This is a genomic window from Streptomyces sp. (genome assembly GCF_035563135.1).
Lineage (GTDB): Bacteria > Actinomycetota > Actinomycetes > Streptomycetales > Streptomycetaceae > Streptomyces.
Genome location: NZ_DATMVN010000871.1, coordinates 1 through 14675, shown reverse-complemented (window position 1 = coordinate 14675; position 14675 = coordinate 1). Strand labels below are relative to the sequence as shown.

The following is a 14675-nucleotide window of genomic DNA, read 5'->3' as shown; positions in this document are numbered from 1 at the left end:
GGACACCACGGGGGCCGGGGACACCACGGGGGCCGGGGACACTACGGGGGCCGGGGACACCACAGGGGCCGGAGGCACCGCGGGTGGGCTGCAAACAACGCGGCGGACCGGGAACACTCCGGCGGGCCGTCTCGTTGACCTGAGGCCCACTGCCCCGCGCCGTGAACCGAGGGAGTACCGAGTACCTTGCCCGATACCTCGTCCACCATCGCCGTGCCCCCTCTCCCGCCCCTCCCTTCGATCGCCACCCAGGCGGAACGCCTGATCGAGCTCGGGGTGCACGAGCTCGCACGCGTACCCGCCGAGGAACTGCGCGCCTTCGCCGCGAACGCCGGCCACGGGAGCGACGGCGCCCTGCTGGCCGTGCACCCGGACCGCGCCCCTGCCTCCGCCCTCGCGCCGCTGCTGCGCCGCGACGACAAACCCGGCTTCGTCGTCGTCGACATGCCGGACGTCGACCTGTTCGCCCCCACCGGTGTGGAGCCGCCGGCCGCTCCCCTCTACCTCGTCACCGGCATCGACCGCGGCGACCACATGGCCAACTGGAGCCCGGAGGAGGCGCTGCCCGCTCTCGGCAAGGAGGACCGCACCCCGCTGCTGCTCTCCGAGGGCATCCACTGGGTGCTCCAGCAGCCGGCCGCCCTTGAGCGGAACCTCTGCTTCATGACCATCGGATCCCGGCTGCGCAAGGCGAACGGCGCCATGGACGCCCGCACCCCGGCGATCTGGATCAGCAACGGCACGGGGCGGGACGGCCGCGAGCGGCGCAACGCCCCGAAGGTCGGCTGGTGCTGGTGGGGCAACCGCCACACCTGGCTGGGCATCGCCTCCGCCACGGGCCGCAGGAGCCAGTGACTTGACCCCACCGCATCGGGCACAGGATGTCGGGTCCGGCAGAGGGTCCCCTTCCTACGGTGAGGAAACGAAAGGGAAGGAGCCCGGGATGCTGGACCGGCTGAACCAGGCCATGGGGCACATCGAGTCCCACCTCGACCAGCCGCTCGACGTGGCGGATCTCGCGCGCATCGCGGTGACGTCGGAATACCACTTCCGGCGGATGTTCTCCGCGCTGGCGGGTCTCCCGCTGTCGGAGTACGTCCGGCGCAGGCGGCTGACCGTGGCGGGCGCCGAGGTGCTCGCCGGTGACCGGACGCTGCTCGACATCGCGACGCGCTACGGCTACGGATCGGGCGAGGCCTTCGCCCGTGCGTTCCGCGCCGTGCACGGGGTGGGCCCGGGTGAGGCCCGGCGCACGGGTGCGGCACTGCACTCCCAGCCCCGGATGTCCTTCCGCCTCATCGTCGAAGGGAGCAGCAGCATGCGGTACAGGATCGTGGACAAGGACGCTTTCCGCGTGGTCGGCAAGAAGGCCCGCGTACCACTCGTCCATGAGGGGGCCAACCCGGCGATCGCCGGGTTCATCCGGGGCATCGGCCCGGACACGATGCGCCGCGTCGCCGCGCTGGCCGACCAGGAGCCTGCGGGGATCGTCCAGGTCAGCGACCAGCTCGACCCGAGCCGGGCGGAGGGCACCGAACTCGACTACTACCACGGCGTGGTGACCGGCGCCGAGGTGCCCGAGGACATGGACGCCCTGGACGTCCCCGCCGGCACCTGGGCCGTCTTCGAGAACTCCGGTCCGTTCCCGCAGGCGCTCCAGTACCTGTGGCGGGACGTGTTCACGCAGTGGTTCCCGTCGAATCCGTACGAGAACAGGCCGGGGCCCGAGATCCTGAGCGTGCGGCTGTCCGGGGACGGGGCGCAGGCGGACGCGGAGCTGTGGATCCCGGTGGAACGTTCCGCCGCCTGAGCGGTCCGCTACCGGGCGCCGCCCAGTTTCTCCTGGATCCAGGCGAGGCCGAAGTCCAGGACCTCACCGGCCTCGAACAGATGGCTGTCGGCCGCGCCGACCCTGCCGTGGCGGCCGATCCCGGCGGCCAGCATGTCCCGGGCGATCGTCTCGAAGGGGTCCTGGCCGGCGGGCGTGACGGCGGAGTAGTCGAAGGCCCCGTCCGACGAGTCGATGTCACGGAAGCGGCGCCAGACACGCCGCCCGCCCTCCAGGACCGGCTGCTCGTACTCCACGAAGCGCTTGCCGGGCACGTCGGCGAGCGCCTCGGCGTGATGCAGCAGGGTGAGGGTCTCCAGCGGCGCGCCGAGCATCAGCACCCGCCCGCCCGACGCCACCAGCCGGGCGAGCGGGCTGCCCGGCCCGTGCGGGTCGTCCCACGGGTGGTCGGCCGTCAGCGCGGTGGCCACCGCCCCGAGCGCGGCACAGCTCACGTCGGGGTGACGGCTGCGGACGGCCCCCGGCCACCGGCGCAGCGCCTCCGGAAGGCGGCCGTTGTCGTGGTCCGCCTCGCTGAGCACCGGATCGTAGGCGGGATGCCCGGCCCGCACGGCGTCCTGCCAGGGCCGCGGCCAGTCGGTGAAGCCGTACGGCGGGGCGTCGTTCCAGCCGCAGGTCACCATCAGGGTCCCCCGCTCCCCCACGGTCCGGCGCAGGGCGTCGATGAGGGCCGGGGCGCCGCCGGCCACGTATCCGATGGCGGACATCCGCGTATGGAACATCACGGTGTCACCCTCGCCGAGACCGAGCGCGGTCAGCTCGCGGACGAGCCGTTCGCAGGTGACGGGACCGTCGGCACGCGCGAGCAGGGCGGCCTCGTCCAGGGGCGGTTCATCCATGGGGGCGACGTTATCGCCCGCGAGGCCGAGGAGCGCCCCCCGGACGAAAGCCGCTCGCCGCGGGCCGGCACGGAGGCGGGGGCCTGTACGCGGACGGGGCCGGTGCGGAGGCGGGGGCGGGGGCGGGGGGCGTTGCATGACGGGGAACGTCCCATGCGGGTGGCGGGCTTCCCCAAAAAAGGTGAGGGACCGATGCAACCCTGCCCCCGCCTCATGGGTCACACGGAAGTCACCTGCTTCAACTGTTCCACATTGCTCCGGAAGGGCCCCGTTCTCTGTGATGACTCGTAACCGGCTGACCGCGCTGGCCGCGACGGCCGCACTCGCCGCCGGCGGCGGCCTGATCACCGCCGCCCCGGCCTCCGCAGCCGTCACCTGCGCCTCTCCCCTCTGGACGGCGCAGTACTTCGGCAACACCGCCTTCAGCGGCACGCCGAAGCTGACCGCCTGCGACTCCGCCATCGCCGAGAACTACGGGTCCGGCGACCCGGCCGGCGTCACGCTGCCCAAGGACAACTTCTCCGTCCGCTGGTCCCTCACCCGGGACTTCGGCTCCGGCGGCCCCTTCCGGCTCTCCGCCGCCACCCAGGACGGCATGCGCGTGTACGTCGACGGCGTGCGGAAGATCGACCTGTGGAAGAACGTCTCCACCACCGCCCGCAAGACCCTCGACCTGACCGTCCCGGCCGGCAAGCACACGCTCCGGGTGGACTACGTCGCCTGGACCGGTGTCGCCAACGCCGGGTTCACGTACGCCCCGCGCACCGAGGCCACCGTCGACACGGTCAAGCCGCTCGCCCCGGCCGGCCTCACCGCCGCGTACGACCGGGCGACCGCGAGGACCACCCTGCGCTGGACCGCGAACAAGGAGCTGGACCTCGCCGGTTACCGCGTGTACCGCCGGCTGAGCCCCACCCAGTGGGCGAAGGTCAGCGGCTCGTCGCTGCTCACCTCCCCGTCCTTCGTGGACGCGGCACCCGCCACGGGCCAGACCTTCCTGTACGAGGTCCGCGCCGTCGACAAGGCGGGCCGCGAGTCCACCGGCAGCCTCGACGTCACCGCCGCCACCGTGGACCGCACCGGCCCGGCCGCGCCGACCGGACTCACCGTCACCGGCGACGCGTGGTGGGCCACCCTGGCCTGGCAGGGGACCGCCGACGTCGTGAAGTACGAGGTGTACGCCGCCTCCGCGGCCACCGGCCCGTACGAGCTGCTGGGCACGACGACCACGACGTCGTACCGCACCGACGCCCCCGTGAACACCGCCCGTCACTACCGGGTCCGCGCCCTCGACGCACTGGGCAACCCGTCGGCGTACGCCGATGTCACCGGCGACGGCGTCGACCGGACGCCGCCGAAGTCCCCGGTCTCCCTCAACTCCGTCGTCCGCGCCGGCTACACCGACGTGTACTGGCAGCAGCCCGACGGTTTCTTCGAGGACTTCGACAACGGCGGGTCCTACCGCGTCTACCGCTCGCCCGGCAAGACCCTCGACCCGGCCGCGCTCACCCCCGTGACCTGCGCCGAGGGGAGCGACCAGACCAGCACCGGCGGCGGCTGCCACGACCTGGACATGCCCGAGGGCACGTACGTGGCGTACGCGGTCACCGCGGTGGACCCGGCCGGCAACGAGTCGGCGCTGTCCGCCCCGCTCGTCGTCCGCACCGGGGACCGCGTCGCACCCGGCCCGGTCACCGGCGTGACGGCCGTCCCGCGCGCCGACGGCGTGCTGGTGAGCTGGGCGGCCTCCACCGAGGACGACATCGAGCGCTACACCGCCTGGACCGGCGCCCGGCAGGCCGACGGCACGGTCAAGTGGCTCAGCTCCACCGCCTGCCGGGAAGGCACGAGCGACCCGCTCGCGACCCTCTGCGGCGACCTCCCGGACGGCGAGACGTACGTCTACGCGGTCGTCGCCGAGGACCTCTGGGGCAACGCGCTGTCCCCGAGCGACCCGAAGGTCTCGGTCGTCGAGGCCACCGAGCTGGACGTCCGGCCCTCCGTGACGGTCACGAAGGACTGGAGCCTCGGCAGCACGAGCCACGGCACCGTGATCGGCGGGCCCACCGAGACCGGGCCGTCCGTCAGCTGGCGGTGCGACAGGACGGCTGAGTGCGACAGCGTCGAGGGCTACCGGATCAGCCGGTGGAACGCGGCCACGAAGGCGTACGAGCCGCTGCACGCCGGGCTGCTCCCGGTGGACACCCGCGCCTACACGGACACCACGGCCGCACGGGGGGCCACGCACTTCTACACGCTCCAGGCGGTGCGCGCCGACGGCAGAGTCATGGGCACGCACGTGTGGAGCTGCGTCTTCCAGGACCGGGTCTAGCCGGCAGCGCCTCGCCGGGTCCCGCGTCCTGTCCGGTCGCGGGACCCCGCGGAATGCCGCGGGGAGCGGGCCGGGCGCGGGGCCCGCAGGCGCGGGGCGGCGCACAGGGTGAACGCAGAAGTGTGCGCGACGTCTTGACGTGCCCCTGCCTAGATGGCTTTATGGGAGCGCTCCCACGTCCCCGTCGATGTGCACATCGTTCACGTCACCCGGCACCCACTTCCTGGAGTCGCAGTGAGATCAGCAACGAGCACGGCACGACAGAGCCCCTTGACCTTCCTGCTGAAAGGCCTGGCCGCCCTCCTCGGCGTCATCCTGCTGGGCGCGCTCGCCCCGGCCGCGGCGCAGGCCCGTCCCGCGGATGCCGAAGCCGCGGAGACCGGCCTGCACATCAGCAACGGCCGTCTGCTGGAAGGCAACGGCAACGACTTCGTGATGCGCGGGGTCAACCACGCGCACACCTGGTACCCCGGCGAGACCCAGTCCCTGGCCGACATCAAGGCCTTCGGCGCCAACACCGTCCGTGTCGTCCTCTCCGACGGCCACCGCTGGACGAGGAACGGCCCCGAGGAAGTCGCGGGCATCGTCGACGACTGCAAGACCAACCGGCTGATCTGCGTCCTGGAGGTGCACGACACCACCGGTTACGGCGAGGACGCCGCAGCGGGCACCCTCGACCACGCGGCCGACTACTGGATCAGCCTCAAGGACGTACTCGCGGGCGAAGAGGACTACGTCATCATCAACATCGGCAACGAGCCCTGGGGCAACACCGACCCCGCCGGCTGGACAGCCCCCACGACCGCCGCCGTCCAGAAACTGCGCGGCGCGGGCTTCGCCCACACGATCATGGTGGACGCGCCGAACTGGGGCCAGGACTGGCAGGGCGTCATGCGGGCCAACGCCCAGGCCGTGTACGACGCCGACACCACGGGCAATCTGATCTTCTCGATCCACATGTACAGCGTCTACAGCACGGCCCAGGCGATCACCGACTACCTGAACGCCTTCGTCGACGCCGGACTGCCCCTCGTCATCGGTGAGTTCGGCGGGCCCGCCGACCAGTGGGGGGACCCGGACGAGGACACCATGATGGCCGCCGCCGAGCAGCTCGACCTCGGCTACCTGGCATGGTCCTGGAGCGGCAACACCGACCCGATCCTCGACCTCGCCATCGACTTCGACCCGAGCCGCCTGAGCTCCTGGGGCGAGCGCATCTTCCACGGCGCCGACGGCATCGCCCAGACCTCCCAGGAGGCCACCGTCTTCGGTGGCGGCGGCGACCCGGACGACACGCAGGCCCCGACCGCCCCCGGCACCCCGACGGCCTCCGCGGTGACGGCCACCTCCGCCACCCTGAGCTGGCCCGCGGCAACCGACAACGTTGCCATCGCGGGCTACGACGTCGTCCGCGTCAGCGGCGCCACCGAGACCGCCGCCGCCTCCTCGACCACCACCAGCGCCACCGTGGCCGGCCTCACCGCGGACACGGCGTACGTGTTCGCCGTCTACGCCCGGGACACGGCCGGCAACCGCTCGGCCCGGTCCGCCACTGTGAGCGTCACCACCGACGGGAGCGGGCCCACGCCGGGTGCGGGCTGCTCCGTCGGCTACCGGGTGATCGGCGAGTGGCCCGGCGGGTTCCAGGGCGAGATCACCATTCGTAACACCGGCACCACGGTCATCAACGGATGGAACCTCGCCTTCGCCTTCGCCAACGGCCAGACCGTCTCCAACATGTGGGGCGGGACCCCCACGCAGAGCGGCTCGGCGGTCAGCGTCGCCCCCGCCGGATACACGGCGTCGATCGGCGTGAACAGCTCGGTCACGATCGGTTTCACCGGCACCAGGAACACCACGAACACGGCCCCGACAGCCTTCACGCTCAGCGGCAGCACCTGCACGACGGTCTGACCCCGCGCGGAGGTTTGACCCCGCACGGGGGTCCGACCCCGCACCACGGTCCGACCCCGCACCACGGTTTGACCCCGCACGGGGGTCCGACCCCGCACGACCTCCCGGCCGGCAGGGGCCCCGTCCCCTGCCGGCCGCGGTTTCCCGCCCCTGCCTCCGGCAGCCCCGGCCCGCCGCACCTCCGAGCCCACCCCGGAGGCGATCTCCGAGCCGAGCCGACCGGCCTGCTTGCCCCTGTCGGCGTCCCGTACCGAGGGCCTGCGGCCGTGACGGGGCCATATCTTGGGCACGTGACGCCGGAGCCGGGCACCATGGCGGCATGACTCACCTCACAACTCCCCTGCACGCACTCATCGTTGTCGACGTACAGCAGGCCTTCGTCCGTGGCGGCGGCGCGCTGCCCGACGCCGCGCGCCTCGTGGACCGGACGGCGGATCTGATCGCGCGGGCGCGGGCGGCCGGGGCACTCGTCGTCCACGTCCAGAACGACGGGCCGGCCGGTGCGGACGACGAGCCGCACACCGCCGGCTGGGAGCTCCACCACCCCGTGGAGGCGGGGCCCACGGAAGTGGCGATCCGCAAGACCCATGACGACGCGTTCCAGGACACCCCGCTGGAGGGCCTGTTGACCACCTCCGGGGTGCGGTCGCTCGCCGTCTGCGGCCTGATGTCCGAGATGTGCGTGCAGGCGACGGCCCGTACGGCCGTGGCGCTCGGCTACCGGGTCGTCCTCCCCCACGACGCCCACGCGACGCAGGACATCCCGGCGGAACCCGGTATCAGCGCGGTGGTCCCGGCGGCCACCGTTTCACGGGTCGCCGCATGGCCCCTCAGCAGCGACGCCGACGTCACCGCCCGCGCCGCCGACGTCACGTTCACGGCTGTCCCTTCGGCTGCGGTGTGAGCGAAACTTTTCGAAGCTTTCGGAGCATTGACCGAAATTTATCGGAGCGACTAGCCTGCCGACCGGATCCCCGGACGCCGGCGAAGTTGCTGTGCCCCGCCCTGGATTCGCACTGCTTCCCCCACCCAGCCAGAGGGAGCACCACCGTGATCCGGAGATCGTCGATCCTCAGCCTGTTCGCCGCCGCCGCGCTCACCGCCGCAGTCGTCTCCCCCGCGCTCGGCGCGGGGGACGGCCGCGGCCCGGGCAGCTCACCGGCGCCCGACGAACGCAACGCCCGCTGGGTGAGCACCTGGACCTCCATGCCGCAGCTGACGGAACCGGGCAACATGCCCCCGGCGCCCTTCACCCAGGGCGACTCGGTGCTCGACGACGCCACCCTGCGCCAGACGGTCCACGTCTCCGCGGGCGGGGAGCACATACGGCTGCGCTTCTCGAATGCTTTCGGTGGCGCCGTCCTGCCGATCACCAAGGTGTCCGTGGCCCTGCCGCTCGACGGCCGGGCGGGAACCAGCGCGGTGGAGGCGGGGAGCACGCGACCCGTGACCTTCCAGGGCCGCTCCTCGGTGTCCGTCCCGACGGGCGCCCAGGCGGTCTCCGACCCGCTGGACTTCACGCTCGCACCGGACTCCGACCTCACGGCGACCGTGTACCTGGCGAACGGCCAGGCCTCCACGTCCATCACCTCGCACCCCGGCTCCCGTACGACGTCCTACCTGCGTGCGGGGGACCACGTGAGCGCCGAGGACCTGCCCGGCGCGACACCCACCGACCACTGGTACTTCCTCAGCGGCGTCGAGGTCTGGTCGCGGAGCACCACCTCGGCGGCCGTCGTGCTCGGCGACTCGCTCACCGACGGCCGGGGCTCCACCACCAACATGAACGACCGTTGGCCCGACCTGCTGCAGAAGCGGCTGAGGTCCGGGGCCGCCACGTCGAAGACCGCCGTCGTCAACCAGGCGGCCGGCGGGAACAGGCTGCTGAACGACGGTCTGGGTCCGAACGGCCTGGCCCGGCTCGACCGTGACGTCCTGGCCCAGAGCGGCGTGGACTGGCTGGTCGTCCTCGAGGGCATCAACGACATCGGCACGGCCGCCGCGACCCCCGCCGCCCAGAAACAGGTCGCGGCCGACGTCATCGCCGCGTACGAGCAGATCATCACCCGGGCCCACACCCACGGCATCCGCGTGTACGGGGCGACCCTGACCCCGATCGGCGGCAACGCGGGCTACGACGATCCGGACGGCTACCGCGAGCAGGCCCGGCAGATCGTCAACACCTGGATCCGCACGAGCGGGCGCTTCGACAGCGTGATCGACTTCGACCGGGCCGTCCGCGATCCGCAGGAGCCCCGGCAGCTCCGCACCGAGCTGGACACCGGCGACCACCTCCACCTCAACCCGGCGGGTTACCGCACCATGGCCGACGCCGTCCCGACCCGCCTGTTCCGCCAGACCCCGCTCCCCCGGGGCTTCGGCTACCGCTGACGCCACCCCGCCGTATCCGTACCTCCAGGCCTCTGACGGCCCGGCCGGGAGGCGGTCCGGAGCGCCCGGAAGGGAGAACCGGCCCGAGGGGGCCGGGGCGCACCCGGGCCACCGCCCGTACGCACGATCCTCGCGCCCCCGCCACCGGACCGCATCTGGATCACCGGGGCCGGCAACCCAGGCCATGACCTGAACCGGCGCGCAGCGCCCCGTCAGCCCTTCAGGGCATAGGCCGAGTTCGGCCCCGCCGCGATGGAGGTGACACCCGACAGCACCGAGCTCGGAGCCGTCCGTCCGCTGCCCCAGGCGATGACCTTGCCGTCCTTGAGCGCCAGGCTGTACCACTCGCCGGCGGCGATCGCCGACACCCCGGACCGGGCCTCGGTGGGCACGGTGGTCTGGCTGTACCGCTTGTCGCCCCAGGCGATGACCTTGCCGTCCTTGAGCGCCAGGCTGTGGAAGATACCGGCGGCGACATCGTCCACGCCGGACTGCGCCTCGGCCGGCACCCTGGTCTGGCCGAAGGAGCCGGCGCCCCAGGCGATCACCCCGCCGTTCTTCACGGCGAGCGCGGTGTAGACGCTCCCGGCCATCGCGGTGACGCCCGACTGGGCCTCGGCGGGGACGGTCGACTGTTCGGCGCTGTGATGTCCGAACAGGATCACCTTCCCGTCCTTCAGCGCCAGGCTCACCCAGGAGCCGGCCGCTATCGCGTCCACACCGGACCGGGCCTCGGCGGGCACGGTCGTCTGGCCGTACTCGTTGCTGCCCCAGGCGATGACCTCGCCGTCCTTGAGCGCCAGGCTGTGATCGTTGCCCGCTGCGATCGCGTCCACGCCGGACTGCGTCTCGGCGGGCATCGTCAGCTGGCCGTCGAAGTCCGCCCCCCAGCCCAGCACCCGGCCGTCCTTCAGGGCCAGGCCGTGGTGGTAGCCGCCGGCGATCGCGTCGATCCCCGACTGCGCCTCGGCCGGGACCGTGCCTTCGCCGTAGTCGTTGTTCCCGCCCCAGGAGACGACCGAGGTCGTCTCCGACGGCACGGCGGACGGTTCGGCCGCCGCCGTGGGGGCGGCCGACAGTGCGGTCAGGAGGCCGCTCATCACCAACGCCGCTCCGAAGCGGTGGAGTCGGACGATTCCGTTCGGCATGGATCAACCCTCGCAAGGTCGTCGTGGAACCCGTGTGTGATCACCATCCAAGTACACCGGCCCTGCCCGCAGGGGGAGTTAACCGGCCAACCACGGGCGCGAGAGAGGACGGAGAGCCCGCCCGCCCCATGACTGCGGCCTCACAGGAATCGAGACCGATCTTTTCCAACCTGCTCCGAACAAGCTATAAATGAGCAACTTCGAGCACCATTCGCCTGGGTTCACGCAACCCGCACCCGCGAAGGACGCCCATGCCGCTCATATCCACCGGTCACCTCACGCACCGTGCCCGGACCGACGCCACCGGCGTGGGGGCCTTCAACGTCGTGCAGCTCGAACACGCGCAGGCCATCGTGAGCGGGGCGGAGGCGGCGGGACGACCGGTGATCCTGCAGGTCAGCGAGAACACCACCCGCTATCACGGCGCTCTCGAACCGATCGGGCTCGCCTCGCTCGCCGTCGCACGGACGGCCGGCGTACCGGTGTCCGTGCATCTCGACCACGCCGAGTCGGCGGACCTGGTGCACGAGGCCGTCCGGCTCGGTTTCACCTCCGTCATGTTCGACGCGTCGGCGCTCCCGTACGCCGACAACGTCGCCGCGACCCGTGAGATCACCGCCTACTGCCACAGCCACGGGGTCTGGGTGGAGGCGGAGCTCGGCGAGATCGGTGGCAAGGACGGTGCGCACGCCCCGGGCACGCGCACCGACCCGGACGAGGCGCGGGCCTTCGTCGAGGCCACGGCAGTCGACGCGCTCGCCGTGGCCGTGGGCAGTTCGCACGCGATGCTGACCCGCGACGCCGTCCTCGACCTCGCGCTCATCTCCCGGCTGCGCGACGCGGCAGGGGTCCCGCTCGTCCTGCACGGCTCCTCGGGCGTCGGGGACACGGGCCTCGCGGCGGCGATCCGCGCCGGCATGACGAAGGTCAACATCTCCACGCACCTGAACAAGCTGTTCACCCGGGCCGTACGCGCCTACCTGGACACCCACGCCGAGGCCGCCGACCCCCGCGCCTACCTCGGCCCGGCCCGCGACGCGGTCGCCGCGGAGGTGGCGCGCCTGCTGGACGTGCTCGCCAGGCCCGGACGATAGGGTTCGACGCGAGCAAGGAGGACCAGGTGGCGGCACACACACGATGGACCCGGCTGCTGGAGATACTCAGCGACCAGGGCCACCTCGACGTGCTCGAAGCCGCCGACCAGCTCGGCTGCTCCGCCGCCACCGTCCGCCGCGACCTGGACGAGCTCGCCCGGCAGAACCTGTTGACCCGCACCAGGGGCGGCGCGGTGGTGAGTTCGGTCGCCTACGACCTGCCGCTGCGCTACAAGGCGGCCCGCAGGGCCGACGAGAAGCAGCGCATCGCGAAGGCCGCGGCCGCGCTGATCCCGGCGGGCTCCACCGTCGGCCTCAACGGCGGCACGACGACCTCCGAGGTGGCCAGGGAGCTGGCGCTGCGGCCGGAACCCCCGGGCGGGGGCGTGGCCCTGACCGTGGTGACGAACGCGATCAACATCGCCAACGAGCTGGCGGTGCGTCCCCAGGTGAAGCTCGTCGTCACCGGCGGGGTGGCCAGGCCCAATTCGTACGAACTCGTCGGCCCCCTGGTCGACTCCGTCCTGCGCACCCTCGCCCTGGACTGCACGATCCTCGGCGTGGACGCCGTGCACCCCCGCTTCGGGGCGGCCACGCACGACGAGTCGGAGGCCGGCGCCAACCGTGCCCTCGCCGAGTGCGCCGGCAAGGTGATCGTGGTGGCCGACTCCTCCAAGCTCGGGCGCCGGGCCTTCGCCCAGGTCTGCGAGACCAGTGCCGTGTCGGTCCTGGTCACGGACCGGGACGCATCCGAGGACGCCGTCGAGGAGTTCACCGGCCTCGGGATCGACGTACTGCGGGTGTGACCCGGCCGCCGCAGGCCAGCGGCAGCCCTCCGGGCGGTCCTGCATCCAGGCGCCGACGCGGTCCCGGGTGCCGGTGCGGTCCCGGGTACGCATGTGGTCCCGGGTGCCGGTGCGGTCCCGGGTGCCGATGCGGTCCCGGGTGCCGATGCGGTCCCGGGTGCCGGTGAGTTCCGTACGGTGCTTCGAGGCTCGGGGCGAGGAGGTCGCCGTCCGGCGCCGTACGCCGCGCGCCGGCCCGGGCAGTGGGCACCTCGAAGCGGCCGGGACCCTTTTCACCCGACCCTCACCGCCTCACCCGGGCCGTTCGGTTCTTCGTCGGCCCGGCCCGGGAAGCCGGCGCAGTCCCCGCCCCCGGGGCACGGCTGCCGCCCTGCGCCGCCCGGAGCCCGGCGAAGGCGCCACGGGACGCCCCCGTCCGGCCCTCCGATCCGGCCCCTCACACCCCTCCACGACACCACTTGCATATACATGCAAACGAGTGCATACTCTTCCTATGTCTAAGGTTCTCACCTCCCTGCCCACCGGCGAGCGCGTCGGCATCGCTTTCTCGGGCGGCCTCGACACCTCGGTCGCGGTCGCGTGGATGCGCGACAAGGGTGCCGTCCCCTGCACCTACACCGCCGACATCGGCCAGTACGACGAGCCCGACATCGCCTCGGTGCCCGGCCGCGCGAAGACCTACGGCGCCGAGATCGCACGCCTGGTCGACTGCCGGGCGGCACTGGTCGAGGAGGGCCTGGCCGCGCTCGCCTGCGGCGCGTTCCACATCCGCTCGGGCGGCCGTGCGTACTTCAACACCACGCCGCTCGGCCGTGCCGTCACCGGCACCCTGCTGGTCAGGGCGATGCTCGAGGACAACGTACAGATCTGGGGCGACGGCTCCACGTTCAAGGGCAACGACATCGAGCGGTTCTACCGCTACGGTCTCCTCGCCAACCCCCACCTGCGCATCTACAAGCCGTGGCTCGACGCCGACTTCGTCACCGAGCTGGGCGGCCGCAAGGAGATGTCGGAGTGGCTGGTGGCCCACGGGCTGCCCTACCGTGACAGCGCCGAGAAGGCCTACTCGACCGACGCCAACATCTGGGGCGCCACCCACGAGGCCAAGACGCTGGAGCACCTCGACACCGGTGTGGAGACCGTCGAGCCGATCATGGGCGTCCGGTTCTGGGACCCGTCGGTCGAGATCGCCACCGAGGACGTCACGATCGGCTTCGAGCAGGGCCGCCCGGTCACGATCAACGGCAAGGAGTTCGCCTCCGCCGTCGAGCTGGTGATGGAGGCCAATGCCATCGGCGGCCGCCACGGCCTGGGCATGTCGGACCAGATCGAGAACCGGATCATCGAGGCCAAGAGCCGGGGCATCTACGAGGCGCCGGGAATGGCGCTCCTGCACGCCGCGTACGAGCGCCTCGTCAACGCCATCCACAACGAGGACACCGTCGCCCAGTACCACAACGAGGGCCGGCGCCTGGGACGGCTGATGTACGAGGGCCGCTGGCTGGACCCGCAGGCGCTGATGGTCCGCGAGTCGCTGCAGCGCTGGGTCGGTTCCGCCATCACCGGCGAGGTGACGCTGCGGCTGCGGCGCGGTGAGGACTACTCGGTCCTGAACACCACCGGCCCCTCCTTCAGCTACCACCCGGACAAGCTGTCGATGGAGCGCACCGAGGACTCGGCGTTCGGCCCGGTGGACCGCATCGGCCAGCTCACCATGCGCAACCTCGACATCGCCGACTCCCGTGCCAGGCTCGAACAGTTCGCGGGTCTCGGCCTCGTCGGCACGTCCCAGCCCTCGCTGATCGGTGCCGCACAGGCGGCGGCGACCGGCCTGATCGGCGCCATGCCGGAAGGCGGCGCCCAGGCCATCGCCTCGCGCGGCGAGGTCTCCGGCGACGACGAACTGCTGGACCGCGCCGCGATGGAGCTCGGCACCGACTGACGGCGCCCGGACCGGGACGGACGGCCGGGTGACCGGCCGCCCGTCCCGGGACCTTATCCTCGGATTCACGGCGGACACGCAGGAAAGCGAAGGTGGCGGCAATGGCGAAGGTCCCGGCAGCGGCAGTGGCGGCGAGCGGTCTGGTCGGCGGGTACGGAATCGCCCGCTGGACCAGGAAGCGCCCGCTGGGCGGCGTCGCACTCGCCGCCGCCGGATCGGTCGCGGCGTACGAGTGGAACCGGCAGGCGGGGGCCCGCGCGGCCACCGGTCTGACCGTCGCCTACGTCGCCGCCTTCGCGGGCTCGCACGCCCTGGCCAAGAAGCTCGGCGCCTGGCCCGCGGTGTTCACCGTGGCCGGCG

12 protein-coding genes are annotated in these 14675 nt (G+C 72.3%); 10 read left to right on the top strand and 2 right to left on the bottom strand.

From position 1 onward, the window contains the following. Positions 1–186: 186 nt before the first annotated feature. Positions 187–855, top strand: coding sequence for a DUF5701 family protein (locus VN520_RS38510; RefSeq protein WP_325751604.1), 669 nt, complete (start codon positions 187–189; stop codon positions 853–855). Positions 856–943: 88 nt separating this feature from the next. Then, entirely contained in the window at positions 944–1810 is an 867-nt protein-coding gene (locus tag VN520_RS38505) for an AraC family transcriptional regulator (protein WP_325751603.1), read from the top strand. Between the two features lie 8 nt (positions 1811–1818). Here VN520_RS38505 and aac(3) read toward each other — a convergent pair whose 3' ends face one another. Next, positions 1819–2673 carry an aminoglycoside 3-N-acetyltransferase gene (gene aac(3), locus VN520_RS38500; RefSeq protein WP_325751605.1) on the bottom strand — a complete coding sequence of 285 codons (855 nt, stop codon included), beginning with the start codon at positions 2671–2673 and terminating at the stop codon, positions 1819–1821. Positions 2674–2968: 295 nt separating this feature from the next. On the opposite strand from aac(3), the gene VN520_RS38495 reads away from it, so the two are divergent. The 4 genes from VN520_RS38495 to VN520_RS38480 all read left to right on the top strand — a co-directional run bounded on the left by VN520_RS38495 (position 2969) and on the right by VN520_RS38480 (position 9325). Beyond that, positions 2969–5020, top strand: a complete 2052-nt coding sequence (locus tag VN520_RS38495) for a PA14 domain-containing protein (RefSeq protein WP_325751602.1) — start codon at positions 2969–2971, stop codon at positions 5018–5020. A gap of 234 nt (positions 5021–5254) precedes the next feature. Continuing rightward, positions 5255–6934: a cellulase family glycosylhydrolase gene (locus VN520_RS38490; RefSeq protein WP_325751601.1), complete on the top strand. Its 1680-nt coding sequence runs from the start codon at positions 5255–5257 to the stop codon at positions 6932–6934. Between the two features lie 319 nt (positions 6935–7253). Beyond that, positions 7254–7838, top strand: a complete 585-nt coding sequence (locus tag VN520_RS38485; RefSeq protein ID WP_325751600.1) for a cysteine hydrolase family protein — start codon at positions 7254–7256, stop codon at positions 7836–7838. A gap of 146 nt (positions 7839–7984) precedes the next feature. Further along, positions 7985–9325 carry an SGNH/GDSL hydrolase family protein gene (locus VN520_RS38480; RefSeq protein WP_325751599.1) on the top strand — a complete coding sequence of 447 codons (1341 nt, stop codon included), beginning with the start codon at positions 7985–7987 and terminating at the stop codon, positions 9323–9325. 212 nt (positions 9326–9537) lie between these two features. Here VN520_RS38480 and VN520_RS38475 read toward each other — a convergent pair whose 3' ends face one another. Continuing rightward, the gene (locus VN520_RS38475) at positions 9538–10473 is read right to left on the bottom strand and encodes a hypothetical protein (protein WP_325751598.1); all 936 of its coding nucleotides are present in this window, start codon (positions 10471–10473) and stop codon (positions 9538–9540) included. A gap of 251 nt (positions 10474–10724) precedes the next feature. Here VN520_RS38475 and VN520_RS38470 point away from each other — a divergent pair, with 251 nt between their 5' ends. The 4 genes from VN520_RS38470 to VN520_RS38455 form a co-directional block, all read left to right on the top strand. Continuing rightward, positions 10725–11567, top strand: a complete 843-nt coding sequence (locus VN520_RS38470) for a class II fructose-bisphosphate aldolase (protein WP_325751597.1) — start codon at positions 10725–10727, stop codon at positions 11565–11567. 26 nt (positions 11568–11593) lie between these two features. Then, entirely contained in the window at positions 11594–12373 is a 780-nt protein-coding gene (locus VN520_RS38465; protein ID WP_325751596.1) for a DeoR/GlpR family DNA-binding transcription regulator, read from the top strand. A gap of 493 nt (positions 12374–12866) precedes the next feature. Next, entirely contained in the window at positions 12867–14315 is a 1449-nt protein-coding gene (gene argG, locus VN520_RS38460; protein WP_325751595.1) for an argininosuccinate synthase, read from the top strand. A 101-nt stretch (positions 14316–14416) separates the two neighbouring features. Beyond that, positions 14417–14675, top strand: a 259-nt coding sequence (locus VN520_RS38455; protein ID WP_325751594.1) for a hypothetical protein, incomplete at its 3' end; no start/stop codon positions are given.